The 25,857-nt window shown below is 63.4% G+C and carries 25 protein-coding genes; 2 read left to right on the top strand and 23 right to left on the bottom strand.

Going from position 1 to position 25,857, the window contains the following annotated elements; translation table 11 throughout:
• Positions 1–225, top strand: a 225-nt coding sequence (locus ISG32_RS27665) for a hypothetical protein (RefSeq protein WP_228530043.1), incomplete at its 5' end; no start/stop codon positions are given.
• A 163-nt stretch (positions 226–388) separates the two neighbouring features.
• Here ISG32_RS27665 and ISG32_RS23355 read toward each other — a convergent pair.
• From ISG32_RS23355 to surE, 23 genes are all read right to left on the bottom strand, one after another.
• Positions 389–913 (bottom strand): phosphoribosyltransferase, encoded by a 525-nt coding sequence (locus ISG32_RS23355; protein WP_166300312.1) that lies wholly within the window; start codon positions 911–913, stop codon positions 389–391.
• Between the two features lie 64 nt (positions 914–977).
• Positions 978–2,354: an adenylosuccinate synthase gene (locus ISG32_RS23350; RefSeq protein ID WP_194773423.1), complete on the bottom strand. Its 1,377-nt coding sequence runs from the start codon at positions 2,352–2,354 to the stop codon at positions 978–980.
• A gap of 33 nt (positions 2,355–2,387) precedes the next feature.
• Complete coding sequence (locus ISG32_RS23345) at positions 2,388–3,536, bottom strand: ATP phosphoribosyltransferase regulatory subunit (RefSeq protein WP_194773422.1); 1,149 nt, start codon at positions 3,534–3,536, stop codon at positions 2,388–2,390.
• A 75-nt stretch (positions 3,537–3,611) separates the two neighbouring features.
• On the bottom strand, positions 3,612–3,800 hold the full coding sequence (locus ISG32_RS23340; protein ID WP_194773421.1) for a DUF2065 domain-containing protein: 189 nt from the start codon (positions 3,798–3,800) through the stop codon (positions 3,612–3,614).
• 48 nt (positions 3,801–3,848) lie between these two features.
• On the bottom strand, positions 3,849–4,748 hold the full coding sequence (gene hflC, locus ISG32_RS23335; RefSeq protein WP_194773420.1) for a protease modulator HflC: 900 nt from the start codon (positions 4,746–4,748) through the stop codon (positions 3,849–3,851).
• Between the two features lie 15 nt (positions 4,749–4,763).
• Positions 4,764–6,164 (bottom strand): FtsH protease activity modulator HflK, encoded by a 1,401-nt coding sequence (gene hflK / locus ISG32_RS23330; protein WP_194773419.1) that lies wholly within the window; start codon positions 6,162–6,164, stop codon positions 4,764–4,766.
• A 51-nt stretch (positions 6,165–6,215) separates the two neighbouring features.
• Entirely contained in the window at positions 6,216–7,397 is a 1,182-nt protein-coding gene (gene hflX / locus ISG32_RS23325) for a GTPase HflX (RefSeq protein WP_228530042.1), read from the bottom strand.
• 68 nt (positions 7,398–7,465) lie between these two features.
• Positions 7,466–7,717 carry an RNA chaperone Hfq gene (gene hfq, locus ISG32_RS23320; RefSeq protein ID WP_166066993.1) on the bottom strand — a complete coding sequence of 84 codons (252 nt, stop codon included), beginning with the start codon at positions 7,715–7,717 and terminating at the stop codon, positions 7,466–7,468.
• 114 nt (positions 7,718–7,831) lie between these two features.
• Positions 7,832–9,166 carry a ribosome biogenesis GTPase Der gene (der, locus tag ISG32_RS23315; RefSeq protein ID WP_194773418.1) on the bottom strand — a complete coding sequence of 445 codons (1,335 nt, stop codon included), beginning with the start codon at positions 9,164–9,166 and terminating at the stop codon, positions 7,832–7,834.
• A gap of 14 nt (positions 9,167–9,180) precedes the next feature.
• Positions 9,181–10,323, bottom strand: coding sequence for an outer membrane protein assembly factor BamB (gene bamB, locus ISG32_RS23310; protein ID WP_194773417.1), 1,143 nt, complete (start codon positions 10,321–10,323; stop codon positions 9,181–9,183).
• 2 nt (positions 10,324–10,325) lie between these two features.
• Positions 10,326–11,003 (bottom strand): YfgM family protein, encoded by a 678-nt coding sequence (locus ISG32_RS23305; RefSeq protein WP_194773416.1) that lies wholly within the window; start codon positions 11,001–11,003, stop codon positions 10,326–10,328.
• A 36-nt stretch (positions 11,004–11,039) separates the two neighbouring features.
• Positions 11,040–12,305 carry a histidine--tRNA ligase gene (gene hisS / locus ISG32_RS23300; protein WP_228530041.1) on the bottom strand — a complete coding sequence of 422 codons (1,266 nt, stop codon included), beginning with the start codon at positions 12,303–12,305 and terminating at the stop codon, positions 11,040–11,042.
• 191 nt (positions 12,306–12,496) lie between these two features.
• Positions 12,497–13,768 carry a flavodoxin-dependent (E)-4-hydroxy-3-methylbut-2-enyl-diphosphate synthase gene (ispG, locus tag ISG32_RS23295; protein ID WP_194773414.1) on the bottom strand — a complete coding sequence of 424 codons (1,272 nt, stop codon included), beginning with the start codon at positions 13,766–13,768 and terminating at the stop codon, positions 12,497–12,499.
• A gap of 2 nt (positions 13,769–13,770) precedes the next feature.
• Positions 13,771–14,739: a helix-turn-helix domain-containing protein gene (locus ISG32_RS23290; protein ID WP_228530040.1), complete on the bottom strand. Its 969-nt coding sequence runs from the start codon at positions 14,737–14,739 to the stop codon at positions 13,771–13,773.
• Positions 14,732–15,520 (bottom strand): type IV pilus biogenesis/stability protein PilW, encoded by a 789-nt coding sequence (pilW, locus tag ISG32_RS23285; protein ID WP_228530039.1) that lies wholly within the window; start codon positions 15,518–15,520, stop codon positions 14,732–14,734. Before pilW ends, ISG32_RS23290 begins: the two co-directional genes overlap by 8 nt.
• A gap of 77 nt (positions 15,521–15,597) precedes the next feature.
• Positions 15,598–16,719 carry a 23S rRNA (adenine(2503)-C(2))-methyltransferase RlmN gene (rlmN, locus tag ISG32_RS23280; RefSeq protein WP_194773412.1) on the bottom strand — a complete coding sequence of 374 codons (1,122 nt, stop codon included), beginning with the start codon at positions 16,717–16,719 and terminating at the stop codon, positions 15,598–15,600.
• Between the two features lie 95 nt (positions 16,720–16,814).
• Complete coding sequence (gene ndk, locus ISG32_RS23275; RefSeq protein WP_166067001.1) at positions 16,815–17,240, bottom strand: nucleoside-diphosphate kinase; 426 nt, start codon at positions 17,238–17,240, stop codon at positions 16,815–16,817.
• 187 nt (positions 17,241–17,427) lie between these two features.
• A complete protein-coding gene (locus ISG32_RS23270) occupies positions 17,428–19,197 on the bottom strand; it encodes a pseudouridine synthase (protein WP_194773411.1) in 1,770 nt (589 codons plus the stop codon).
• Positions 19,194–20,276, bottom strand: coding sequence for an SMC-Scp complex subunit ScpB (gene scpB / locus ISG32_RS27660; RefSeq protein ID WP_228530038.1), 1,083 nt, complete (start codon positions 20,274–20,276; stop codon positions 19,194–19,196). The genes ISG32_RS23270 and scpB overlap by 4 nt, the downstream gene beginning before the upstream one ends.
• A 123-nt stretch (positions 20,277–20,399) precedes the next feature.
• A complete protein-coding gene (locus ISG32_RS23260; RefSeq protein ID WP_407645089.1) occupies positions 20,400–21,509 on the bottom strand; it encodes an RluA family pseudouridine synthase in 1,110 nt (369 codons plus the stop codon).
• Positions 21,510–21,531: 22 nt separating this feature from the next.
• On the bottom strand, positions 21,532–22,437 hold the full coding sequence (locus tag ISG32_RS23255; protein WP_194773410.1) for a peptidoglycan DD-metalloendopeptidase family protein: 906 nt from the start codon (positions 22,435–22,437) through the stop codon (positions 21,532–21,534).
• Between the two features lie 12 nt (positions 22,438–22,449).
• A complete protein-coding gene (locus ISG32_RS23250) occupies positions 22,450–23,247 on the bottom strand; it encodes a protein-L-isoaspartate(D-aspartate) O-methyltransferase (RefSeq protein ID WP_194773409.1) in 798 nt (265 codons plus the stop codon).
• The gene (surE, locus tag ISG32_RS23245; protein ID WP_194773408.1) at positions 23,244–24,011 is read right to left on the bottom strand and encodes a 5'/3'-nucleotidase SurE; all 768 of its coding nucleotides are present in this window, start codon (positions 24,009–24,011) and stop codon (positions 23,244–23,246) included. The genes ISG32_RS23250 and surE overlap by 4 nt, the downstream gene beginning before the upstream one ends.
• A 164-nt stretch (positions 24,012–24,175) precedes the next feature.
• Here surE and ISG32_RS23240 point away from each other — a divergent pair, with 164 nt between their 5' ends.
• Positions 24,176–25,786 carry an alkaline phosphatase D family protein gene (locus tag ISG32_RS23240; protein ID WP_194773439.1) on the top strand — a complete coding sequence of 537 codons (1,611 nt, stop codon included), beginning with the start codon at positions 24,176–24,178 and terminating at the stop codon, positions 25,784–25,786.
• Positions 25,787–25,857: the final 71 nt, after the last annotated feature.

Below are 25,857 nucleotides of genomic sequence, written 5' to 3'. Positions count from 1 at the left end.
ACCGACCGGATAACCAATCAAACCACATCAACCTGCCGCATCCGTCGTTTCCAACCTCGGCAGCGAAGCCTTGTATTCTACACCGAGTTTTGCGACCCAGAAGAAGAAATCCAAGATTTCTTTTTTCTCACCACCCAGAGTCATCACCGAATCACCAGCAACCACCTCTTGGTAGCGAAGCCCTCTATTCTATACCGATTTTTGAACCAACCGGGAAAGTTTTGAGAACTTTCTTCAGATCAACTCGCAGCATCTTCGGATCTCTCCGCAATCAGCGCGTTCTTTCTGAGGAAGGGATTGAGTATAGTCCCGTTTGCTTGCCCGAAAACAAAAAGGGGAAAGATTTTCATCTTTCCCCTTTTGCAGGATCGGCGATGTCGTCAGGACATCAAACGCGCCACTTCTCCATGAGCTTCTCTGGAGTGAGGTTGTCGTAGGTTTCGAACGGCTGGTGGATCCATGGGTTCGTCGCCAGGAAGTCCACCGAGTAGTCGGGGGTGAACGTCGACAAGGCCTTGGTCCAGATCACGGCGCTGCGCAGCTCTGTAATAGGCTGGTAGTTGTTCTTGAGCATGCTGATCACCGCGTTGAGCGTGTGACCGGAGTCCGCCAGATCATCGACCAGCAGCACGCGGCCAGCGATTTCGCCCTTGGGGGTGGTGATGAAACGAGCGATGTCCAGATGCCCCTGCACCGTACCGGCTTCTGCACGGTACGAGCTGGTGGACATGATGGCCAATGGCTTGTCGAAAATACGGCTCAGCATGTCGCCGGGACGCAGACCACCGCGCGCCAGGCACAGAATGGTATCGAACTCCCAGCCTGACTGATGCACCTTGAGCGCCAGCTTTTCAATGAGGTTGTGGTACTCGTCGTAACTGACGTATAGGTGCTTGCCGTCTTCTGTCAACATAGATAACTCCTGATTCAATAGCAGATGTCGCTGGTCTTACTGCGCACAATAGCGAAATGCACTCTTATTCAGCAGCGTAGGGATTGCGCACCAGAATCGTGTGGTCACGGTCCGGGCTGGTGGAGATCATGGCGATGGGCACGCCGGTGACTTCCTCAATGCGCTCAAGGTACTTGCGCGCGGTTGCAGGCAAGGCGTTGTAATCGGTCACGCCCACGGTGGACTCTGTCCAGCCGGGGATGGTTTCATAGATGGGAACGCAACGGGCGATATCGTCCGCGCCCATGGGCAGCAGGTCGATGCGCTCACCGTCGAGCTCGTAGCCCACGCACAGTTGCAGTTCGGTCAGACCATCCAGCACGTCGAGCTTGGTGATGCACAGACCCGACAGGCCGTTGACCTGAGCGCTGCGCTTGAGCAGTGCCGCATCGAACCAGCCGCAACGGCGGCTGCGGCCTGTCGTCACGCCCTTCTCTGCTCCCACCGTGCTCATGTGATAACCGGGAGTGCCTTCCTTTTCCCAATCCAGCTCCGTAGGGAATGGACCGCCGCCAACGCGTGTGCAATAGGCCTTGGTGATGCCGAGGATGTAATGCAGCATGCCCGGGCCCACGCCGGAGCCGGCTGCCGCATTGCCTGCCACGCAGTTGCTCGAGGTGACATAGGGATAGGTGCCGTGATCGACGTCCAGCAGCGTGCCTTGCGCGCCTTCGAACAGCAGATTGGCACCGTCAGCGTGAGCATCATTGAGTTCGCGGGACACATCGGCCATCATCGGCTTGAGCAGCTCCGCGTGGCGCATGGCTTCTTCAAACACAGGCTCGAACTGAACCGCGCCGTCCTTCATGTAAGGCTTGAACGCATCGCCGAACTCAAAATCCTTGGAGCCAAGGAAAGTCACCAGCATGTGGTTGTAGAGCGCCAGCAGTTCGCGCAGCTTGGTGGCGAAGCGCTCGGGGTGCTTCATGTCCTGCACGCGCAGCGCACGGCGGGCGATCTTGTCTTCGTAAGCGGGGCCGATGCCGCGACCGGTCGTGCCGATCTTCTCGACACCGCCACGCTCGCGGGCTGCTTCACGCGCCACGTCGAGGATGGCGTGGAACGGCAGGATCAGTGGGCAAGCCTCGCTCACGCGCAGGCGGTCACGCACTTGGACGCCGGCCTTCTCAAGCCCTGCGATTTCTTCGAACAGCTTGGCGGCGGAAAGCACCACTCCATTGCCGATGTAGCACTTCACGCCAGCGCGCATGATGCCGCTGGGGATCAGGTGCAAGGCGGTCTTCACGCCATTGATCACCAGCGTGTGGCCTGCGTTGTGACCGCCTTGGAAGCGGACGACGCCCTGTGCGCTTTCCGTCAGCCAGTCGACCAGCTTGCCCTTGCCCTCGTCACCCCACTGAGTGCCGACGACCACGACGTTACGACCCTTGCTTGTCTTCATTTCGAATCCGATCAAATACTAAAAAACCAAACGTCAGATAGCGCGAACGACCCAGCGGTCGGCTACCTGCACCAATTCACGGTCACAGTGGAACTCGTCCACTTCGCTCTCATGCCCTGGCAGGACACAGACCACGGTCTCACCCTGCTGACGCAGCGATGCGATGGCCAGGGCCACGTCGCCGTCCACACCCCAAGGAGCACGGATGGCCGCCTTCAGCGGCTTGGGCGCCACGGCACTGACGAGCTGCTTGATATCCAGACTGAAGCCCGCTGCGGGACGGTTGCGACCGAACACCGCACCCACTTCGTCATAGCGACCACCACGCACCAACGCATCGCTCGCACCGGGCACGTAGATCGCAAAACGCGCACCGCTATAGTAGGCATAGCCACGCACATGCGCCAGATCGAAGGTTACGCGGGCCGTGCCGATGCGCGCAGCCGTCGTGCGCAGATCGTCCAGCACGGGCTTCACACCCGCGATATGGCCCAGCGCCTTTTCAGCCTCGTCGAGCACCTTGACGTCGCCATAGAGCTGGAGCAGCGTCTGAAGACCTTCGCGTGACTGCTCGGGAAAGGACTTGGTCAGTTCCTTGAGTTCGCTGGCATCCTTGACGGCCAGAGCCGCATGCACGTGGGCCAGCGTCGGCAGCCCCGCGGGCACGCCGGCAAGCAGGCTGCGCACGATGCGCACGTCCGCCAGATCGACGCTGGGGTTCTGCACTTCCGCAACGCGCAGACATTCCAGCGCGAGCAGCACGGATTCAATGTCGGCTTCGATACCCGAATGGCCGTAGATTTCGGCACCGAACTGAAGTGGTTCGCGGGTCGCATGTGGACGGTCCGGCAGGGCATGCAGCACCGGTCCGCAGTAGCACAAGCGGGTGACGCCCTTGCGGTTCAAAAGATGTGCATCGATGCGGGCGACCTGCTGCGTGGTGTCGGCTCGCACGCCAAGCGAGCGGCCGGAGAGCTGGTCGACGAGCTTGAACGTCTGCAAATCCAGCGCCTCGCCCGTGCCTGTCAGCAGCGATTCCAAATGCTCCAGCAACGGCGGCATTACCAGTTCATACCCGTAGCTACGGGCTGTATCTAGCAATCCACGGCGAAGTTCTTCAATGCGCCGAGCCTCTGAGGGCAATACATCGGCGATGTGATCCGGCAGGACCCAAGCAGACATGAGAAATGGGGATGCTGTTAAAAGCGTGATTCTACCGGACTGCTTGAAATCAAGCAGCAGGCTGCGGGTCTTCCATTACACAAGCAGCAGAATGATGACACCCACGGCGACGGCAAGAAGGCCGAGAAAGCGGATCTGCCCGTCACGCAGCTGAGCGATCGCCGCCATCGCGCGACGCCAGTTGAGCGGTGAGATCAAAGGCAGCAAGCCCTCAAGAATCAACACCAGTGCGGTGGAGATCCAGAGGGCTTGCAACCAGTCCATTTCAATCAGACGCGCTCGGGAATGGAGCCGAGGTGCCGCTGTCCGCCGTCACTTGCCGCTGCGGGCGGTGCTGGCGGGTGCGGTGAAGTTCTTGAAGAACTCGGAGGACGATGGATCCACGACCATCACATCGCCCTTCTTGCCGAAGCTGGCCTTGTAGGCGTCGAGGCTGCGATAGAACTGCGCGAACGAAGGATCGCGGCCGAATGCGTCCGCATAGACACGCGAGGCCTCAGCATCGCCCTCGCCCTTGACCTTCTGCGCATCGCGATAGGCCTTGGCCACGATCACGTCGCGCTGCTTGTCGGCATCGGCGCGGATCTTTTCCGCTTCGGCGGAGCCCGTCGAGCGCAGCTCGTTGGCCACGCGCTGACGCTCGGCTTCCATGCGGCGGTAAACGGATTCCGTGATGGCTTCCACATAGTCGACACGCGTGATGCGCACGTCGACGATGTCGATACCCCAAGGCTTGGCACCGCGCACGGCCTCCAGCACTTCGCGCTTCACATCGGCCATCAGCAGCTCGCGCTTGCCCGACAGCAGTTCGCGCACGGTGCGGCGGTTCACTTCTTCCTGGAAGGAGTTGCGCACCACGCGGTTGAGCTGAATGGCACCCGACGCCTCGTCAGGGCCCACATTGCGGATGTAGGCCGATGGGTCGGAGATGCGCCAGCGCACATACCAGTCGATCACCACACGCTGCTTTTCGGCAGTGAGCATGGACTCCGTATCGGTGCTGTCCAGCGTCAGCAGACGCTTGTCGATGTAGCGCACGTTCTGGAACGGCGGCGGCATCTTGAAATTGAGGCCCGGCTCGGTGATGACTTCCTTGATCTGACCAAGGGCATACACCACGCCGAACTGACGCTGGTCCACCACGAACAGGGTGGAGCTCGCCAGCGCCAGGGCGATCAGCAGAGAGGTGATCCAGAAACCAACTTTGTTCACGACGTCATCTCCCTCTTATCGCGCATCGCGCTCACGCGAACGATTGCTGTCGCGGGCACGTGGATCTACATTCGGCACGGTCGCGCTGGTCGCGGCGGCCGGTGCGGCTGGCGCCGATGACTCAGCGGACACGGCGTTGTTCGACGCCTGCGAGACCGACTGCATGATCTTGTCCAGCGGCAGGTACAGCAGGTTCGAGCCCTTGCTCGATTCCACGACCACCTTGGTGGCGTTGGAGTAGATCTGCTGCATGGTGTCCACATACATGCGATCACGCGTGACCTGCGGAGCCTTCTGGTACTCGGTCAGCACGGAGCTGAAGCGGCCTGCATCACCCTGCGCGGTCGCCACGATCTTCGCCTTGTAGCCTTCCGCCTCTTCGGCCAGACGCGACGCGGAACCTGCGGCACGCGGAATCACGTCGTTGGCATAGGCCTGCGCCAGATTCTTCAGACGCTCGCGCTCCTGACCGGCCTTGAGCACATCGTCGAACGACGCCTGCACCTGCTCGGGCGGACGCACACCGCCCTGCTGCAGGTTGATGCCGACGATTTCGACGCCGATCTTGTAGCGATCGAGAATGGTCTGCATCAACTCGCGCACGCGCGGCGCGATCTGGTCACGCTCGTCGGCGAGGGCCAGATCCATCTTCATCTTGCCGACCACCTCGCGCACGGCCGTCTCCGCGACCTGCACCACGGTGCCCTCGGGATCGCGGCTTTCGAACAGCCAGGCGCGCGCGTCGCTCAGGCGGTACTGCACGGCAAACTTGATTTCAACGATGTTCTCGTCTTCGGTGAGCATGGCCGACTCGCGCAGACCCGTGCTCTTGATGATGCTGTCGCGGCCCACATCGGAGGAGCGGATGCGCGTCACGTACACCAGTTCATGCTTCTGGACCGGATACGGGAGGCGCCAGTTCAGGCCCGCGCCCACGGTCGACTTGTACTTGCCGAACTGGGTGATGACGGCCTGCTGACCTTCCTGCACGATGAACACGCCGGTGCCCAGCCAGATCATGGCCGCCACAACGGCGATCACGCCGATGCCGATGCCCGTGCCCTTCATGCCGGGCTGGAAGCCGCCGCCATTGCCGCCGTTGTTGTTCGAGCCCTTGTTGCCGCCACCGAACAGGCCGGAGAGCTTGCGGTTCAGATCACGGAACATCTCGTCGAGATCAGGTGGCTGGCCACCGCCTCCACCGTTGTTGTTGCCTTGACCGCGCTGACGGTTGTCAGGAGGCTGCTGACCGTTGTTCTGCGGAGGCCGGGGTTGCTGATTGTTGTCCGAGGGCGACGAGCCGCCGCCATCGGACTTGTCGTCCCCACGCCCCCAGCGAGGGTCATTCAGGTTGAACATCCCGCGTATGCGCTGGGGCAACGTGGCCCAACGAAATGCGATGTTGTCAGAGTTCATGCCAGGTTCTCTTGTTCTCTTAGACGCTTTGATAGGGAGGTATTGTGCCAATCAATGCTCTTCAGGCTCAAATTCAGCAGCAGGCTCAGGGGACATCGTCCGATTGCGAAGCGCCAGAGCGGCATTGACGAGTTCCTCGCGCAACGCGCTCAGACCCTCGCCCTTCTGCGCGCTCACGAAGACACGCGGCATGCGGCGGCCATCGAGCTCGTACTCGTCATGCATCTGGCTGGGCACCTGCTCGGGCGGGATGGCATCGAGCTTGTTGAACACCAGCAGCTGAGGAATGTCCTCGGCACCGATTTCCGCCAGCACGCGCTGCACCTGCTCGATCTGCTCGGGGAAATGCGGGTTGGATGCATCCACCACATGCAGCAGCAGATCGGCTTCGACCGCCTCCTGCAACGTGGCCTGGAAGGCATCGACCAAGCCGTGGGGCAGATCGCGAATGAATCCGACGGTGTCGGAGATGGAAATCGACCCGACCTCGTCGCCCAGATACATCTGGCGCGTAGTCGTGTCCAAGGTCGCGAACAACTGGTCGGCCGCATACGCGCGGGCCTTGACCAGCGCATTGAACAGCGTGGACTTGCCCGCATTGGTGTAGCCCACCAGCGACGCACTGAACACCTCGCGGCGCTCGCGCTGGCGCCGCTGCGTGTTGCGCTGCTTTTTGACCTTGACCAGCCGATCCTTGGTGCGCTTGATCGCGTCATTGATCATCCGGCGATCCAGCTCGATCTGGGTTTCGCCCGGACCACCGCGCGCACCGATGCCGCCGCGCTGGCGCTCCAAGTGAGACCAGCGACGCACGAGTCGGGTGGAAAGATATTGCAGGCGCGCCAGCTCGATCTGCAGCTTGCCTTCATGACTGCGTGCACGCTGCGCGAAGATTTCGAGAATCAGCAGAGTGCGGTCGTTCACCGGCAGACCGAGTTCGCGCTCGAGGTTGCGCTGCTGGGCAGGGCTCAACGCCTGATCGAACAGAACTTCCTTGGCACCATGGGTCTGGGCAAGAAGGCGGATTTCCTCCGCCTTGCCCGAACCGACGAACAGCGCCGCATCGGGCGCCTTGCGCTTGCAGGTGATGCGCGCGACAGGCTTCAAGCCTGCGGTTTCGGCCAGCAAACCGAGTTCTTCAAGCTCCCCATCGAAATGGGGGGCTCCAAAGTCAACCCCGACAAGAATGACCGGGGCATTGCCGAGCACAGGGACTTCTTCTTCAACGCTCAAAGTCTAGAGCCTTCTATAGAAACTCTCGACCTGACGGTCGAAGAGTGACCGCCATGCAGATGGCGGCTTTACTGGTTGGTTTCAGCGTCAGCGTTGTCGGCTGTGGAGAAATTCACAGCGCGTCCGGGGACGATGGTGGAAATGGCGTGCTTGTAGACCATCTGAGTCACTGTGTTGCGCAGGAGCACCACATATTGGTCGAACGACTCGATTTGACCTTGCAGCTTGATGCCGTTGACCAGATAGATCGAAACGGGCACATGCTCGCGACGCAGTGCATTCAGGAACGGGTCTTGCAGAAGTTGGCCTTTATTGCTCACGATATTCTCCGTGTTCTCAGAGCGTTGTTGTAAACCGACACCTTACCACAGCATCCCAGCCCCACACTAGGCAAGGGCTTGAACCGTTGTTGTTTTGGTGCTAGTGCCTAAAAATTATTTGTCGGCGTAGGGATTATGTGAGGTCTTCATCTCGATACGCAAGGGTGTGCCCACGAGATTGAATTCCTTGCGGAAGCGGGTTTCGAGAAAACGCTTGTAGGCGTCCGTCACATGCTCGAGCGAATTGCCGTGAATGACGATCACCGGCGGGTTCATGCCGCCCTGGTGCGCATAGCGCATCTTGGGACGGTACATGCCGGACTTCTTGGGCGTCTGGAACTGCACCGCCTCGAGCAGCAGGCGCGTGAGCACCGGCGTCGGCATCTTGCAGGTAGCCGCCTTGTAGGCTTGCAGGATCGAAGTCCACAGTGGTCCGATGCCCTGACGCTTGATCGCCGAGATGAAATGCAGCGGCGCGAACTTCAGGAACGACAGACGGGTCTCGATGGAGCGCTCCAGCATCTGGCGCTGGTAGTCGTCGACCGCATCCCACTTGTTCACCGCGATCACCACCGAGCGACCGCTTTCCAGAACGTAGCCGGCAATGTGCGCATCCTGATCGGTCACACCCTGCGTGGCATCGATCAGCAGCAGCACCACATGCGCCGACTCCACCGCCTGCAGCGTCTTGACCACCGAGAACTTCTCGATCGCTTCGAAGACCTTGCCCTTGCGGCGCAGTCCCGCCGTGTCGATCAGCTCGAAACGCTGGCCGAGTCGCTCGAATGGAACCGAAATCGCGTCGCGCGTCGTGCCCGGCATGTCGAAGGCGACGAGTCGCTCCTCACCCAGCCAGGTGTTGATCAGCGTGGACTTGCCGACATTCGGGCGACCGGCGACCGCCAGACGGATGACGCCCTTGTCGGCATCGTCTTCATCCTCACCCTCTTCGGGCAGATTGAGCTGGCCCAACGCATGCTCGACCAAAGGACGAACGCCCTGCCCGTGCGCAGCGGAAATCGGATAGACCTCGCCCAGACCGAGTTCATAGAACTCCGCCATGTGCAGGGAGTCCTTCATGCCTTCCGCCTTGTTGCCCACCAGAAGCGCGGGCTTGCCGAGGCGGCGCAGATACTTGGCGATCTCGTGGTCCTGCGCCGAAAGACCGGCACGCACGTCCACCACGAAGATGACGACATCGGCCTCGGCAACCGCCTGCTGCGTCTGCTTGGCCATTTCCTTGAAGATGCCGCTGGAGGCATCCGGCTCGAAACCGCCGGTATCGATCACGATGTACTCGTGCTTGCCCTGTCGGCCATTCCCGTAGTGCCGGTCACGCGTCAATCCCGCAAAGTCGGCAACGATGGCGTCGCGCGACTTCGTCATTCGATTGAACAAGGTGGACTTGCCCACATTGGGGCGTCCGACCAAAGCTATAACTGGCTTCATTTTGTGTTTGTTGTTTATTCAGGCCTGAAGCCGTAGATTCCACCGTCGTGGGTGACCACGACGAGCGTGCCAGCCGCCGCCACGGGGGCTGCGGCGACACCAGACTTGTCCGTCGAAAGACGGTTGAGTGGCGCGGAGTCTTCGCGCGAGAGCATGTGCACCTCGCCCGTCGAATCACCGATCACCACGGAGCGGCCCAGCACCAGCGGTGCCGTCAGCTGACGGTAGCGCAGGCGATTGCTGCTCCAGACCTTGGCGCCGTCGGCACGCTTCCAGGCGATGACCGTGCCGTTGCTTTCGACACCGTAGACGGCTTTTTCGTCGCCGTCAATGCCATCGCTGCCGGCAGCGGGCTGCGTCCAGGCCACGGTACCGCGTTCCACGTCGATGCAGCCAACCGTCGTCTGGAAGGCCCGCGCGCAGATGCTTTCGCCCACGCGGCTCACGCGACCGGCGATTTCCACCAGCCGCTCCACATCGTTGGTGCCCCGCGGGCTGGCCAGCGGCGCTTCCCAGCGGATCGAACCGTTGTCGGGGTTGAAGCCCACGAGACGTCCGGCCAGGCCGGTCACCAGCGTGTTGCCCACCGGCATCAGCACGCCCTGCTGGCGCAGCACCAGCGCCTCGCCCGGACGCTGCTGCACCCACAGACGCTGACCGGAGGCCGCGTCAAAGGCGTAGACCGAACGGTCCGCCGCCAGCACGAAAACGCGATTGCCCGCCACCAACGGAGCCGTGAACACCTGGATCGGCAGTTGTTTGCGCCACACTTCGCGACCGCCTTCGACGGCGATCAGTTCGTTGCTCTTGCTGACGACGGCGCTCCAGCGGCCATCGCTGCCCACGCCTGCCGACAGCGGCGTGCCGAGGCTCACGCGCCATGCGACCGCACCCGTGCGGGCATTGAGCGAGAGCACCTCGCCCGCATCCGAGGCCACGGTGACCGCATCACCGATGACGCGAGGCTCGAGAACGATGCCCTCGACCTTGCCCATGCTGCTCTTCCAGGCCTGCGAGACGGCGATCACCGGCACGTTGGGACCCAGATCAGCAGGCTTGGGAGCCGACTTGCTGAACATCGAGCAGCCGCTCAACGCCAGCGCGCTGAGCACCATACCTGCAGCGAAAACGCCGCGCGACTTGCTAGAGGAACTCATTTTCACTGGCTGCTCCCGGTTGTCTGAGCCGCGGCGACCTGCACCTTCGCGCCCAGCGAATTGAGCTTGGCTTCGATCACGCGGCGATAGCTGGAGCGTGAATCGAGCTTGGCATGCGCCTCTTGATATGCCGCAACGGCCGACTTGGCATCGCCGCTGAGCGCCAGCGCATCGCCCCGGCGATCTGCGAAGGAGGCCGCGAATTCGGGCGGCACATTGCCTTCGAGCTGCTTGAGCGCGTCGGGGTATGCCTTCTGATCGATCAACAGGGATGCCAGACGCAGACGGGCCAGCGACTTCTGGCCCTCGAACTTGGCGTCCTTGGCGACCCACTCGAGCGCGGCCTTGGCGCCGTCGATGTTCTTGGCCTCGACCATCACCTTGGCGGCGGTCAGACCGGCCTGCGCGGCCTGCGCCGTGCTGGGATAGCGCGACTTCATGTCGTCAAAAGCGCGCTGCACGCGCTGCGCGTCGTTGGCCTCGGCTGCGGAGTCCACTTCGTCGAACATGACGGCGGCCTGCATGCCTTGGCGGTTCTGCCAGTACTGATAGCCGTTCCATGACGCAAAGCCTCCACAGACCACCACCACCACGGCAGTGATCAGCGTGCCCCACTGTTTCCAGTAGTGCTTGAGCTGGTCTATCTGTTCCTGTTCTTCGAGGTCAAAATGATTGGCCATGATGATGTGTTCCGCTGCTTGTGCTTGAAATACTGGTTAACCGGTGATCTGGAGAGTCGCCGCCCACTGCGCTGCCGTGGCGAGCGGCTGCTCGGTCTGCTGTCCGCCGCCATCGCGCAGCGACTTGACCGTGACCGCGCCGCGCGCCATTTCGTCCGCGCCGAAGATCAGCGCGAAGCGCGCGCCGCTGGCGTCCGCCTTCTTGAACTGGGACTTCATGCTGCCCATGCCCTCACCCGCCGTGGTCGGCGTGTGCATCTGCACGCTCACGCCCGCCACGCGCAGCGTCTGCAGCGCAGCCATGACCGCCGGCAGGCTGCCCGCGTCGGGAACGATCGCATAGGCATCGGGGGTGAGTTCGGGGGCGGACTGTTCCTGCTCCTTGAGCAGCTCCAGCACCCGCTCCACGCCCAGCGCCCAGCCCACGGCCGGAGCGGGCTTGCCGCCGATCTGCTCGATCAGGTAGTCGTAGCGACCACCGCCGCAGATCGTGCCCTGCGAGCCGAGCTGCGTCGTGATGAACTCGAACACCGTGAGGTTGTAGTAGTCCATGCCGCGCACCAGACGCGTGTTCAGGGTCCACTTCACGCCGTTGGCGTCCAGAATCGATTTGACCGTGTCGAAATGCTTGAGCGATGCCTCGCCAAGGAAGTCGAACAGGCGCGGCGCAGCGTTGACCAAGTCCTGCATCGCCGGATTCTTGGTGTCCAGAATGCGCAGCGGATTGCTGTAGAGGCGACGGCGCGCGTCTTCATCGAGCTGGTCGACGTTCTTCTCGAGATACTCGATCAGCGCCGAACGATGCGCCTTGCGCTCGTCAGGCTGGCCGAGGCTGTTGAGCTGCAGCTCCACGTTCTGCAGGCCGATCTCCTGCCACAGGCTGTGGGCGAGCAGGATCAGCTCGGCATCCACTTCCGCGCCGGGAAATCCGAGCGCCTCCGCGCCGATCTGGTGGAACTGGCGATAGCGGCCACGCTGCGGACGCTCGTGACGAAACATCTGGCCCATGTAGTACAGGCGCTTGCCGCCGTCGTACAGCATGGTGTGCTCGACCACCGCGCGCACCACGCCGGCGGTCGCCTCGGGGCGCAGCGTGAGCTGCTCGCCGTTGAGCTTGTCCTCGAACGAGTACATCTCCTTCTCGACGATGTCGGTCACCTCGCCGAGGCCACGCACGAACAGCGCCGTGGGCTCGACGATGGGCGTGCGCATGTTGCGGTACGCAAAGCGCGCCATCAGGTTGCGGACCTTGTCTTCCAGCCACTCCCACTTCGCAGATTCGGGAGGGAGAATGTCGTTCATTCCCTTGACGGCCACCAATTTCTGAGTCTTGCTCAACTGAAATACCTTTTGTTGTCTTGAACGCGTGCAACCCGGTTGCCGCGTCTTGTTCATTCTGTCGAAACGGAGATTCTCGCCTGAATGCGAAAGGGCACCCCGAAAGCAGTGCCCGATCGCGTCAATCCGATGCGAGTTTCCTCGATCCCTCGGCCTCAGGCCGCCTGAGCGCCACCGCCGAAGCGTTTGGCGATATAGCCTTCCACCACCTGCTGGAATTCCTGCGCGATGCCCTCTCCGCGCAGCGTCATCGCCTTTTCACCGTCGATGAACACCGGCGCGGCAGGCGCCTCGCCCGTGCCGGGCAGGCTGATGCCGATGTCGGCATGCTTGCTTTCGCCGGGACCGTTGACGATGCAGCCCATCACGGCCACCTTCATCTTTTCCACGCCGGGATAGCGACCGCGCCAGACCGGCATCTGCAGACGCAGAAAATCATCGATCTGCTTGGCCAGTTCCTGGAACGTCGTGCTGGTCGTGCGACCGCAGCCCGGACAGGCCGTGACGCTCGGCACGAACATGCGCAAGCCCAGCGACTGCAGAATCTCGGAGGCCACCACCACTTCCTGCGTGCGTGCCTCGCCCGGCTGGGGCGTGAGCGACACGCGGATGGTGTCGCCGATGCCCTCCTGCAGCAGCACCGACAGCGCGGCGGTCGATCCGACGATGCCCTTGGTGCCCATGCCGGCTTCGGTCAAGCCCAGATGCAGCGCGTAGTCGCAGCGCTTCGAAAGCGCACGATAGACCGCGATCAGGTCCTGCACGCCGCTGACCTTGCACGACAGAATGATCTGGTCGCCATTCAGACCCATCTCCTCCGCGCGCTTGGCGGAGTCGACGGCGGACGTGATCAGCGCCTCGTACATCACCTGCTTGATGTCCCAGGGCTGGGCGCGACGGCTGTTCTCGTCCATCAAGGTGGCCAGCAGTTCCTGGTCGAGACTGCCCCAGTTCACGCCGATGCGCACAGCCTTGTCGTACTGGATGGCGGCTTCGATCATCTGACCGAACTGCCTGTCGCGCTTGTCGCCCTTGCCCACGTTGCCAGGGTTGATGCGGTACTTGGAGAGCGCCTTGGCGCAGTCCGGAAATTCGGTGAGCAGGCGGTGGCCGTTGTAATGGAAGTCGCCCACCAGCGGCACGTTCTCGCCCATGCGGTCAAGCTGCTCGCGGATATAGGGCACGGCAGCCGCCGCTTCGGGCGTGTTGACGGTGATGCGCACCATCTCCGAGCCCGCACGCGCGAGCTCCTTGACCTGAATCGCGGTACCCACCGCATCCACGGTATCGGTGTTGGTCATGGACTGCACGCGCACCGGCGCATCGCCACCCACGGTGACCACACGGTCACCCCACACCACCCTGGCCTGCCGCGACCGACGCGCCGCGGGGGCCGACATCGCCACAGGCTGATCCGAAAAGGACATGTTCACTTCACCTCAAAACGCGCGACCGAGCCGCGCGGGTAATTGCTCATGGCCATGGGCTGGCCACGCACGATGACTTCCGTGGCATCCGGGCGACCCACGGTCACGTTGAACGGAGGCGCACCGGTCGGCACGATGGTTTCGCCGGCCGACAGCTCGCGCTGCAGCACCACGCCATTCACGGCGCTCACCACCTTGACCCACGATGCCTCACGCGCCTTGATCTCCAGCACATTCGACGGATCGCCCGCCACCGCTGTCGAGGCGGGTGCTGCAGCCGCCACCGCCGCACTGGCAGAAGCAACCGGAGCGCTGGCCGCCGCCATCGCTGCAGGAGCAGGAGCGGCCGTCAGCGTCGTTGTCGCACCGGTGGATGTTCCCGTGGTTGCCGCAGCGGTCACGGGTTCACTCGCGGTGGGCTCCGTCACGGCGACCGCCTCGCGCGGTTCGCTCACGGTGCCACCTGACGATTCCTGAGCACTCCGGCCCTCCGCGCCCGAGGACGAATCCTTGTGCGGGAAGAATGCCACGGCCAGCGCGCCCACGAGCAGCACGACCACGGCAGCCCCCACCCAGCGCGACTTGTTGGGGCGCTCAAGCGAGCTTTCCACCTTGAAGCGACCGGTCGGGTCCTTGAACGATGCGTTGAGGCCGCGCGTCACATTGAGCGCCTGGGGTGCGCCCGAGGGCAGCAGCGCCAGCACCGGCGCGGACTCGATCTTCAGCGTGCGACACACGCTGGCGGCCAGCGCGCGCATGAACACGTTGTCGGGAAACTCGTCATAGCGGCCGGTTTCCAGCGCATCGATCTTGCTGACCGGCACCTTCAGCGCGACGGCCAGCGCAGCGATATGCACGCCCGCCGCTTCGCGCGCGTCACGCAGGATGTCACCTGCCGAGACGCCCGCGTACTGGGCCTGGTTGATGTCGTCTTCAGGCACTGCTGCACCCATGCCCTGCTGCTCACTCATTGAAAGCACCTCTCTCGTAGGCCAGCATTTGTTTGGAATCGGGGAAACGCTTGCGCAACTGGTCCGCCAGCTGTCGCGCGGCCACCGGGTCACCAAGGCCACGCTCGATCTTGATGCCCAGCCACAGCGATTCAGCGGTGGCGTAATTCCCGTTGTTCACGCGGCGCACATAGAACTGCGCACGCTTGAGATCACCCTTGTCGAACTTGAGCTTGGCCACTTCGTAACCGATGATCGGGTTGCCCGCGTCGAGTTCGTAGGCCCGCATCAGGATCGGCTCCGCCTGATCGGGCTTGCCCGCGCGGACCAGGCAGATGCCCTTGGACATCTGCGTCTTGTTGCCGCCCTGATATGTGGGCACGGCAAGCGCCTGATCGAACAGGGCCTCGGCCTTGGCGAACTGCTGCTTCTCGCACAGCAGCCACCCGAGGTTGTGCATGATGTCCGGATCGTTCGGGCGCATGCTCTGCGCGCGATTGAGGCTGTCCTCGGCCTGATTCAGGTCGTTCATCTGCATGTAGATCAGACCGCGCAGATGGTAGGCATCGACGAACGAGGAATCGAGGCTGATCGCCTGGCGAACCTCGTCGAGCGCCACCGCCGGCTGCCCGCCCTGCAGGTAGTTGGCAGCAAGCTCAAGACGGATGCGGGCGCGGCGGCGCACATCGGTATCGACGGAGCTGGACATCTGGCTGCTGTCGACCTCGCTCGTGGAGGTCGTGCTGACGCAGCCGCCGAGGCTCATGGAGGCGACGATCACCGTAGCTGCAGTAGACGCCATCAGCCCCGCACGCCGCCATTCCAAGCCCCATCCGTTCATACCGATCCCCTTGAATTGTTCATGCCCCAGGCCGGATCTCAGGAGATCGGCTTGAGTTCGATGGTCCGGAGCTTCGCCATGCGCTGCTCCACCTTCGTGCGGTCCCGCACGTCGCCCGCCAGCTGACCGCAGGCGGCATCGATGTCGTCGCCCCGGGTCTTGCGCACCGTCGTAACGATACCCGCATCGGACAGCATTTTTGCAAACATCGTCACCTGAGCGGCGCTCGAGCGCTTGAGCCCCGAAGCGGGAAATGGATTGAAGGGTATCAGGTTGAACTTGCAGGACACATTGTCTGCCCCCTGCCCGCGCACCAGTTCTATCAGCTGGTTCGCATGTTCGGCCTGGTCATTCACCCCGTCGAGCATGCAGTACTCGAAGGTGATGAAGTCGCGAGGAGCGTGCTCGAGATAACGGTTGCAAGTCTGCAACAGTTCCTTGAGCGGGTATTTGCGGTTCAGCGGCACGAGGTTGTCGCGCAGCTCGTCATTGGGCGCATGCAGCGAGACGGCGAGCGCCACCGGGCAGTCGAGCGCGAGCTTGTCCATGAACGGCACGACGCCCGACGTGGACACCGTCACCCGACGGCGCGACAGGCCGTAGCCGTGATCGTCGAGCATGGTGCGCAGCGCGGGCACCAGCGCCGAATAGTTCTGCAGCGGCTCGCCCATGCCCATCATCACCACGTTGGAGATGACGCGTTCATCGGTGTTGAAGCGCTTGCGCAGGAAATGCTCGGCGTACCAGAGCTGGGCCATGATTTCGCCGGTCGTCAGATTGCGGCTGAAGCCCTGATGCCCCGTCGAGCAAAAGCGGCAACCGACCGCGCAACCGGCCTGCGAGGAGACACACAGCGTGCCACGGTCATCCTCGGGAATGAAAACGGTTTCGACCGCATTGCCATCACCCACGTCGAACAGCCACTTGATCGTGCCGTCGGAGGAAATGTGTTCGGTCACCACGGGCAAGGCCGTGACATGCGCGACTCCGCGCAGTTTTTCACGCAGCGACTTGGCCAGATCGCTCATCTGGTCGAAATCGCTCGCGCCACGCTGGTGAATCCAGCGAAACAGCTGCGTGGCGCGGAAACGCTTCTCCCCCAGGCCTTCGCAAAAAGCGGTGAGGCCGTTCAAGTCAAAGTCAAGAAGATTCGTGGTCATAACGCAAACCAGTCCATGTCCACGCGGGAGAGAAGAGTTTCAAAAATCCAGCTTGCACGGGGGTGAGACTACCCCAATCCCGTGCAGTTCCCGAATCAACGAGCGTAGATGTTCATGCCGGGGAAGAAGAAAGCCACTTCGACGGCTGCGGTTTCAGCGGCGTCGGAGCCGTGCACTGCGTTGGCGTCGATGCTGTCGGCGAAGTCGGCGCGGATCGTGCCGGGTGCTGCCTTCTTGGGGTCGGTCGCGCCCATCAATTCGCGGTTCTTCAGGATGGCGTTTTCGCCTTCCAGAGCCTGGATCATCACGGGACCGGAGATCATGAAGTCCACCAGATCCTTGAAGAAAGGACGCTCCTTGTGCACGCCGTAGAACTGCTCGGCTTCCAGACGCGACAGGTGAGCCATGCGAGCGGCCACGACCTTCAGGCCGGCAGCTTCGAAGCGTGCGTAGATTTGACCGATCACGTTCTTCGCAACTGCGTCGGGCTTGATGATGGAGAGGGTACGTTCGATAGCCATTTAATGGTTTCCTGTTGATGTATGGACTTTTTTTGCCCGAAGAGCAAAACCGGGTATTTTAGCTTTTCGCCAAAACCTTGGCGAAGGCCTTTTCGCAATGGGTGAAATGCAACGTCCTCAAAGAGGCCGAAAAGGACGCGAAATCTTCGTGCCCCTTCATTTCACCGTCATGAAAACTGAGCGCCGTTCAACGGTCGCGGCGACGCGGGCCGTTGTTGCGCTGCTGCTGGCGCTGGCGCGAGAAACTGTCGCCGCCGATGTAGCCGACCGATGTTTTCATCGGATCGGGCTGCGAGGAACCGCCGCCGGACTTGCCGCCTCGGCCGCGATTGTTCTGGCTGCGGCCACCGGAGGCGGCGCGTTCCTGGCCGAAATAGCCACCCGAATCACGCTCGCCGCCCTGACCGCCGCCTTGGTTCTGGCGATTGCCACCGCGGCCACCATTGCCGAGCGGGCTGCGCAAGCCGCCAGTGCGGCGGTTGTTGCCACCGCGGCCCTGCCCTTGTCCTGCGCCCTGTGCGCCGCCACGCGTATCGGCACTGCCGCCTCCGCGCTTGTCCATCACCTCGCCGGCGCCGGCCGCCGCGACCAGCGCACGGATGTCGCGCTCGTCGAGCTCCATCCAGGCGCCGCGCTTGAGGCCGCGCGGCAGCATCATGGCGCCGTAGCGGATGCGGATCAGGCGGCTCACCGCATGACCCACGGCTTCCATCATGCGACGGACTTCGCGATTGCGGCCTTCCGAGATGGTGACGCGATACCACTGGTTCGCGCCTTCGCCGCCGCCATCCTCGATGGAGCCGAACGAAGCCACGCCGTCCTCGAGCTGCACGCCATCGCGCAGGGCATCCTTTTCCTCATTGCTCAGGGCGCCGAGCACGCGCACGGCGTACTCACGCTCCAGACCAAAACGGGGGTGCATCAGCTTGTTGGCCAGCTCGCCGGAGCTGGTGAACAGCAGCAGGCCTTCGGTATTCAGGTCCAGACGGCCGACCGACTGCCACTTGCCCTGCACGAGGCGCGGCAGTTTGCGGAACACCGTGGGGCGGTTCTGCGGGTCGTCATGCGTGACCACTTCGCCCACGGGCTTGTGATACGCCAGCACGCGCACCGGAGGCGGCGCGATGCGATAGCGGATCGGCTTGCCGTTGATCTTGATCTGGTCGCCGAACTGCACGCGCTGACCCACGTGGGCCGGCTCGTTGTTCACCGAGATGCGGCCTTCGAGAATCAGCTGCTCCATCTCGAGGCGCGAGCCCAGCCCCACCTGCGCAAGCACCTTGTGCAGCTTGGGCGTTTCGGCCTGCGGCGGCAGCACGCGCTTGGTCGGAGCGATGGTCTCATCCTCCTCGTCGCGGTCCATCTGGCCCGACACCACGTCGGCAAACTGGTAGCCATCCTCGGCACCGCCAGCGGCCTGCTGGGGACGACGACCATCGCGACGCTCGCCGCCACGGTCATTGCTGCTGCGCTCGCCGCGGTTGTCATTGCGCTGACGGCCACGGTCATTGCCGCCGCGCTGGTTGCGCTCACGACGCTCGCCATCGCGCGGCTGGGCCTGCTGCTCACCGGAATCGTCGGCCTCGGCCGAAGGCGCATCGGCAACCGGTTCAGCGGGCACAGCCTCCACGGCCTGCGGCTGCGCTTCGACAGGCTCAACTGCAACTGCGACAGCAACCTCGACTGCGACCGGCTCGGCCGCCACCGGCACATCGGCTTCGGCAACCTCGGCAGCCTTGGGCTTGCGGGGAGCACGCTTGCGCTTGGGCTTTTCCTCGCCGTCGACGGATGGCGCAACGGCCTCAGCTGGAGCGGAGGCGGCAGTGTCGGCAGAGGCGGCTTCTTCGGCCTGCACCTTGGTCGTGCGACGACGGCGCGGCTTCTTTTCTTCCGAAGCGGCGGCGGTCTGCGCGGGGTTCTGCTCGTCGGCAGATTGTTGTTCTGTTGAATCGTTCATATCTTCTTTTCCGCGTCGTCGTCATCTTCACCGGAAAGAGGAGGCTCTTGCTGCTCCCGTCCGGCTGACTCCTGCTCAACGCTTTCGCCCGAAGGCGCTGGTGTTGGGGGTACTTGCGTATCCGTCGTCTTGTCTGTGTTGTCTTCGTCGGCAACCACCGCTGCGGTTTCTGTCTCCGCCTCGGCCTGTGCATCCTGTGCTTCGCTGTGATCCTGCGGCTCCGCAGCCGGTTCTGCGATCTCCTGATCGGCGGACTCGGGCACATCCGGTTCCGCGACCTGCGTCTCGGGCGCTTCATGCGGCTCGGGCGACTCAGGTGCTTCCTGCAAGTCCTGCAAGTCCTGCAAGCTGGAGACTGCTTCATCCATCGCCGAATCGGCAAATTCCAGCGGCAATTCGCCGTCCGGGGTCATCCGGGCCGATTCGCCTTCCGCCATTTCCGCTGCGGACGTCTCAGCGGCTTCGGCACCGTCTTCGGTGCCCTGCCCGCCCGTCTCCAGCAGATTGCCCTGCAACGCATCTTCCTGCGCCTGCGCGCCGAGCGCATCCAGCATGGCGGTCTGGGTCGCGGAGTCTTCGAGCACCGGCAACTGGTCAAGCGACTGCAGCCCGAGGTCATCGAGAAACTGCCTCGTCGTGGCGAACAGCGAGGGACGACCCACTGTTTCGCGGTGACCGATCACCTCCACCCAGCCCCGATCCTCCAGTTGCTTGATGATCAGGCTGTTCACCGTCACCCCGCGAATGTCTTCGATGTCGCCACGGGTGACCGGCTGACGGTAGGCGATGATCGCCAGCGTCTCCAGCGTCGCCCGCGTGTAGCGCGGCGGCTTCTCGGGGTGCAGCCGGTCGAGATACTCGCGCATCTCGGGGCGGCTCTGAAAGCGCCATCCCGTGGCCACCGGCACCAGCTCCACTCCTCGCTGCGCCCAGTCGAGCTGGAGGTCGGTGAGCAGGCTCTTGATGGTGTCGGCACCCAGTTCATCATCGAACAATACGCGCAACTCGCGCACGGTCACGGGCTGTTGCGCGCAGATCAACGCGGTTTCAAGGACCCGTTTGGCATCCAGCGTATTCATGGTTCCGCAGTTCCGGGAAAGGAGCAGCGCCAAAGAATCAGGCCGCGGCTCGACAAGAGAGAACGCATGCGGCGCTATCTGCCGCGATAGAGAGACTTCGCTGGAATCCCGGACGCACATCCATCAACCGGGTGTCGACAGCATCTCCGCATTGTAACGCAGCCCCCAGAAATCAAGCGCGCCACGCATGTCTTCGGGCAACTCGGCGTGAAAAACCAACTGCTCGCCGCTCACCGGATGCGCGAACGACAGCCTGAACGCATGCAGCGCCTGGCGCTGCAGCGCGTCAACGACCCGGCCGCCATACATCGTGTCCGCCAACAAGGGATGATGGACCGATGCCATGTGCACCCGGATCTGATGGGTGCGCCCGGTGTGCAGCGTACAGCGCACGAAGCAGCCATCTTCCACGCTGTCGAGCACGGAGATGTCGGTCTGCGCGGTCTTGCCCGGATGGCGATCCAGCTCGACCACCGCCATGCGCAGCCGGTTGCGTGGATCACGCCCGATGGGCGCGTTCACATGGCGCTCGCGCATCCCCACCCATGGCCGGTGAGCGATCGCCAGGTACTGGCGACTGACCTCGCGCGCGGCGATCATGCGCACCAGCGCGTCCATGGTCAGGCGCGTGCGCGCCACCACCATCAACCCGCTGGTGTCCTTGTCGAGCCGGTGAACGATGCCGGCGCGCGGCAGCGTGCGGGCCTGCTCGTCGCGGCCCAGCAGCGCATTGAGCAGCGTGCCGCTCCAGTTGCCTGCCGCCGGATGCACGACCAGCCCCGCTGGCTTGTTGACCACCAGCAGGTGTTCGTCCTCGTAGACCACGTCAATGGGCAGATTCTCGGCCTTGAACGCCTGGCTCTGCTGCGTGGGCCGCATCTCGACGCGCAGCCGGTCGCCCGCCGCGACCTTGGCCGCCGGTTTGATCGCCTGCTTGCCGTTGAGCTCGACCGCCCCCGCCGCCTGCAACTGCTGCAGATAGCTGCGCGAGAATTCGGGTACGCAGTCGGTCAGCACCTTGTCCAGGCGGATCTGGTGCTGCTCGCTGGACACGACAAACTCGCGGACCTCGACGGGCTCGCCCGCCGTGCCGTCCGGCTCGTTGTCGTCATCGGATTCCTGCAAAACAATCGGGCTGGCGTCTGCACCCAGCCCGTTGATTGCGTTTTCAGTGTCATCGCCCGGCTGCGCAACCTGTGTTGCGGCAGCTGCGGGCTTCTTCTTGCTTGCCAAGATGGTCGTCAGATCGTGCGGATCAGCGCGAAGGCAGATAGCGCGAAGGATCGACCGGCTTGCCCTGACGGCGGATCTCGAAGTGCAGCTTCACGCGATCGGTGTCGGTGGAGCCCATCTCGGCGATCTTCTGGCCCTTGCGTACATTCTGGTCTTCCTTGACCAGCAGCGTCTGGTTGTGCGCATAGGCCGTGAGGAAGGTGTTGTTGTGCTTCAGGATGATCAGGTTGCCGTAGCCACGCAGACCAGCGCCCGCATAGACCACACGGCCATCGGCTGCGGCCATGACCGGATCACCGGCCTTGCCGCTGATGTCGTAGCCCTTGTTGCGCGCCTCGTCGAAGCCCGCGATCAGGCTGCCGCTGGCTGGCCACATGAAGTTGAGGTCATCACCACCTGCGGACGGTGCTGGCGTGGGAGCCGGTGCGGGCGCGGGTGCCGGAGCCGCCGTCGCGCTGGATGCGGTCGTTGCCGCAGATGCGGGCGGAGTGGCAGGTGCAGCGGTCTTGGGCGCAGCGGGCGCCGCACCCACGGGACGGGTCTCGGTCGCGGCCGTGGTGGTGGACGGGCTTTGTCCCGGCGGGACCACGCGCAGCACCTGGCCGACCTCGATCACATTGGCGTTCTCGAGATTGCTCCAGCGGGCGATGTCCTTCCAGCTCTGGCCGTATTCCAGACCGACGCGGATCAGCGTGTCACCGGGCTTGACGGTGTAGTAGCCAGGCTTGCCCATGTTCTCGTAGCCCGGCAGCGTGCGCGGATCAACGGCGGGCGTGCCCGATGGGTTGCTGGACGACGAGCCGGTGCCAACCGAGGTGCCACGGTCTTCGACGGGAGCCCTGTTCACCGAGGTGCTGGTGCAGCCGACCATCAGCATCGTGGCCGATGCGGCGCAAGCCCAAGCTACAAGACTACGCGATAAATTCATAACTTCATTCCTTCAGGCGACCCCCGATTTTAGGGGGACGAAATTCACGGCCTCCAAGACGGTTTGCTTGAGACCCGCGGCGGTCTTGTCCACCACGAGAAGTATCTGCCTACCATCCGGGCCAGCCATGGGGGCGACGAGGCGGCCACCCACGGCAAGTTGATCACACCATTGTTCAGGCAGTTTTTCACCACCGGCCGCCGAGATGATGGCCGCGTAGGGCGCCCCCTTGGGGTAGCCCAGCATGCCGTCACCCAGAATCAGATGCACATTGGTGAGTCTGAGCGGGCGCAGGTTGTCACGAGCCTTTTCGTGCAACGCGCGAAGCCGCTCAATGGTATACACCTCTTTGGCAATTCGCCCCAGAACTGCGGCCTGATAGCCACAGCCTGTGCCGATTTCCAGCACCCGCCCGAGCCCCTCGGCCTGCGCCACCGGCGCGCCCAGAAGCAATTCCGCCATGCGCGCGACGATACTCGGTTTTGAGATCGTCTGTCCCAGCCCAATCGGCAAACTTGTATCTTCATAGGCCTGATTGACCAAGGCACTGTCAACAAATCTATGCCGCTCGATCGCACCCATCGCCGCGAGCACCTTTGCCGATCCGATGCCCGAGTCAGCAAGGCGGCGCACCATGCGCTCACGCACAGCGGAAGAATCCAGTCCCACGCCTGCCGGAGCAGGCGCCACGCGCGGCAGCACGCGCGCGGGATTGCCCGTCACCGGCTTGGCAGTGCCGAACGACGTTCCCGAACCCGGGCTGGCGCTCGGCAGGCGGGCCGGGAAACCCGGTCGGCGCGGCTGGTTCATGCGCTCTCCTTGCCGGGATGCTGCAGGGATTGCCCCCAATAGCCCACGCGCTCGTGATCCGTCAGGTCGACCTTGAGGGGCGTCATCGACACATGGCCATGCGCCGTGGCGTGAAAATCCGTGCCCTCGGCCTCATCGAAGGCCGCGCCCGCACTGCCGATCCAGTACATGGTTTCGCCGCGCGGGCTCTGCTGTTCAATCACGCGCTCCGCCGCGTGGCGACGGCCCAGTCGGCACACGCGCAACGGCTTGAGCGCCTCGAAAGGCATGTTCGGAATGTTCACATTGAGCAGCCACGGCACGCCGCCCAGGTGCTTGCCCGCCTCGAGCTGCTGAACGAACTCGCGCGCCTTGGCGGCGGCGGCATCCAGCTCGCCCCAGCCCTTGTCGACTTGCGAGAAGGCAATCGCCGGAATGCCGAACAGATAGCCTTCCATGGCGGCGCCGACGGTGCCCGAGTAAATCGTGTCGTCGCCCATGTTGGCGCCGTTGTTGATGCCCGCGACGACCAGGTCGGGCTTGTAGCCCAGCAACCCGGTGAGCGCGATGTGCACGCAGTCCGCAGGCGTGCCGTTCACATAGCGAAAGCCTTTGGCGGCGCTGTGCACATAGAGCGGCGAATGCAGGGTCAGCGCGTTCGACTTGGCGCTGTTGTTGTGCTCGGGCGCGACAACCTCCACATCGGCAATGGTCTTGAGGGCGTCATGCAGGGCCACAATGCCCGGCGCCTGATAGCCGTCGTCGTTGGAAATGAGAATCTTCATGGTCTCAAATGCTGAATACCGGATTGTAGATGGGGCGGAACGTACCCCCGCCATTGTGATGCCTGCAAATGAAAGGACTCTGGACGTTTGCCCTTCTTGCGAGGACGCGCCGAACCCTGTTCGCGGTATCGTGAGTGTCCCACGAGCCAGCCATTGCCCCTGAAATGTCGATCCTCACCACCCGCCGCCAGTGGCTGATCCGCGCCGCGCAACTCTCCGCCATGTCCACGCTGCAGCGCGGGGCATGGTCGCAGAACGCGAAACTCCAGCACGCCCCTTTCAGCCTCGGCATCGCGAGCGGCGACCCTTCACCCGACGGCTTCGTGCTTTGGACCCGGCTGATGCCAGACGCCGCACCGCCCGCAGGCACGGCCCTGCCGCCGCAGGTGCTGAGCACCCTCGGCACCCAGACTCTGCGCTGGGAAGTGGCGAATGACGAGCGCTTCCGGCAGATCGTCGCGCGCGGCGTGGCCGAGGCCGACCCGCTCTTCGCCCACAGCGTGCACGTCGAGGTGCGCGGCCTGTCGCCCGGCCGCTGGTACTTCTACCGCTTCATGCATGGCGATGCGGTCAGTGCCACCGGCCGCACACGCACAGCTCCCGCCGCGCACGAGCTGCCCGAACGCCTGCGCGTGATCTACGCCTCGTGCCAACGCTGGGAGCATGGTTTCTATTCCGCGTGGCGGCATGCGGCCGCGCAGTCGCCCGACCTCGTGCTGTTTCTCGGCGACTACATGTATGAATACGCCTCCCCCGCCCGTCCCGAGGGCATGGCGCGGGTGCACCACCTGCATCTGCCGCGCACGCTCGCCGATTTCCGCGACCGCTACGCGCTGCACAAGAGTGATCCCGACCTGCAGCTCGCCCACACCGTCGCGCCCTGGATCGTCACCTGGGACGACCACGAGGTGCAGAACGACTACACCGCCAGCCAAGGCAAGGCCGGCATGACGCCCGACTTTCTGCTCATGCGAACCGCCGCATGGCAGGCGTTCTACGAACACATGCCGCTGCGCGCCTCGACGCTGGCGGCCAACGACGGCTTTCACAGCCTGCAGCTCCACCGTCGGTTTCAGTGGGGCCGCCTTGCCAACATCCACCTGCTCGACGCCCGACAATACCGTGACCGGCAGGCGTGCCGAAAGATGGACGGAGCCGCCAAGGCGCAGCATCCCGACCAATGCGCCGAACTCGCCGACCCCGCGCGCAGCTTTCTCGGCCTCGATCAGGAGCGCTGGCTGGAACAAGGCTTGCTCGCCGACGCGCATGGCAGCAAGCCACACTGGAGCGTCATCGCCCAGCAGACCCTTTTCTCACCGCGCACCTATCCGTCAGGCACGCAATCGACCGACAGCTGGGACGGCTACCCACCCGCCCGCGACCGCCTGATCCGCGCCATCGACGCAAACCCGCCACGCAACACGGTATTTCTCGGCGGCGACATCCACCAGAACTACGTCTGCAACGTGGAAGCCCTCAACGCCCGCGAGGGAAACGGCAAAAAGCCGCGTGTCATCGCCAGCGAGTTCTGCGGCACGTCCATCACCTCGCGCTCCGGCACCACGCAAGACAAGGTCGACGCCATCCGTCAGCACAACCCGCACGTGCTCTTCGCCCGCAGCGAGGAACGCGGCTACGGCCTATGCGACATCACCCCTGACCGGTGGACCACCACGCTGAATGCGGTGGCCAACCCGCTGAACGCCGACAGCGGCGTGCTTGAGTTGGCGAAGTTTGTGGTGGAAGACAGGCGCCCCGGGATCCAGCTCGCTTAGAAACCTCGGCGCGAATCCGCCGTTAAACGGCTTGTGCAAATCAGAATGACATACAAGGCGAATTGCGCAGC

It is taken from the genome of Diaphorobacter caeni, assembly GCF_015354245.1.
In the GTDB taxonomy this organism is placed as follows: Bacteria; Pseudomonadota; Gammaproteobacteria; order Burkholderiales; family Burkholderiaceae_C; genus Diaphorobacter_A; species Diaphorobacter_A caeni.
The sequence above is the reverse complement of the archived record's forward strand: the minus strand, read 5'-3'. Positions and strand labels throughout refer to the sequence as shown.

What these genes read in the sequence shown, in the direction of transcription:
- ISG32_RS23355 (WP_166300312.1), bottom strand. Translation starts at nt 913, where the DNA reads ATGTTGACAGAAGACGGCAAGCACCTATACGTCAGTTACGACGAGTAC.
- ISG32_RS23350 (WP_194773423.1), bottom strand. Translation starts at nt 2,354, where the DNA reads ATGAAGACAAGCAAGGGTCGTAACGTCGTGGTCGTCGGCACTCAGTGG.
- ISG32_RS23345 (WP_194773422.1), bottom strand. Translation starts at nt 3,536, where the DNA reads ATGTCTGCTTGGGTCCTGCCGGATCACATCGCCGATGTATTGCCCTCA.
- ISG32_RS23340 (WP_194773421.1), bottom strand. Translation starts at nt 3,800, where the DNA reads ATGGACTGGTTGCAAGCCCTCTGGATCTCCACCGCACTGGTGTTGATT.
- hflK (WP_194773419.1), bottom strand. Translation starts at nt 6,164, where the DNA reads ATGAACTCTGACAACATCGCATTTCGTTGGGCCACGTTGCCCCAGCGC.
- der (WP_194773418.1), bottom strand. Translation starts at nt 9,166, where the DNA reads ATGAAGCCAGTTATAGCTTTGGTCGGACGCCCCAATGTGGGCAAGTCC.
- bamB (WP_194773417.1), bottom strand. Translation starts at nt 10,323, where the DNA reads ATGAGTTCCTCTAGCAAGTCGCGCGGCGTTTTCGCTGCAGGTATGGTG.
- ISG32_RS23305 (WP_194773416.1), bottom strand. Translation starts at nt 11,003, where the DNA reads ATGGCCAATCATTTTGACCTCGAAGAACAGGAACAGATAGACCAGCTC.
- hisS (WP_228530041.1), bottom strand. Translation starts at nt 12,305, where the DNA reads ATGAACGACATTCTCCCTCCCGAATCTGCGAAGTGGGAGTGGCTGGAA.
- ispG (WP_194773414.1), bottom strand. Translation starts at nt 13,768, where the DNA reads ATGTCCTTTTCGGATCAGCCTGTGGCGATGTCGGCCCCCGCGGCGCGT.
- ISG32_RS23290 (WP_228530040.1), bottom strand. Translation starts at nt 14,739, where the DNA reads ATGAGTGAGCAGCAGGGCATGGGTGCAGCAGTGCCTGAAGACGACATC.
- pilW (WP_228530039.1), bottom strand. Translation starts at nt 15,520, where the DNA reads ATGGCGTCTACTGCAGCTACGGTGATCGTCGCCTCCATGAGCCTCGGC.
- rlmN (WP_194773412.1), bottom strand. Translation starts at nt 16,719, where the DNA reads ATGACCACGAATCTTCTTGACTTTGACTTGAACGGCCTCACCGCTTTT.
- ndk (WP_166067001.1), bottom strand. Translation starts at nt 17,240, where the DNA reads ATGGCTATCGAACGTACCCTCTCCATCATCAAGCCCGACGCAGTTGCG.
- ISG32_RS23270 (WP_194773411.1), bottom strand. Translation starts at nt 19,197, where the DNA reads ATGAACGATTCAACAGAACAACAATCTGCCGACGAGCAGAACCCCGCG.
- scpB (WP_228530038.1), bottom strand. Translation starts at nt 20,276, where the DNA reads ATGAATACGCTGGATGCCAAACGGGTCCTTGAAACCGCGTTGATCTGC.
- ISG32_RS23255 (WP_194773410.1), bottom strand. Translation starts at nt 22,437, where the DNA reads ATGAATTTATCGCGTAGTCTTGTAGCTTGGGCTTGCGCCGCATCGGCC.
- ISG32_RS23250 (WP_194773409.1), bottom strand. Translation starts at nt 23,247, where the DNA reads ATGAACCAGCCGCGCCGACCGGGTTTCCCGGCCCGCCTGCCGAGCGCC.
- surE (WP_194773408.1), bottom strand. Translation starts at nt 24,011, where the DNA reads ATGAAGATTCTCATTTCCAACGACGACGGCTATCAGGCGCCGGGCATT.
- ISG32_RS23240 (WP_194773439.1), top strand. Translation starts at nt 24,176, where the DNA reads ATGTCGATCCTCACCACCCGCCGCCAGTGGCTGATCCGCGCCGCGCAA.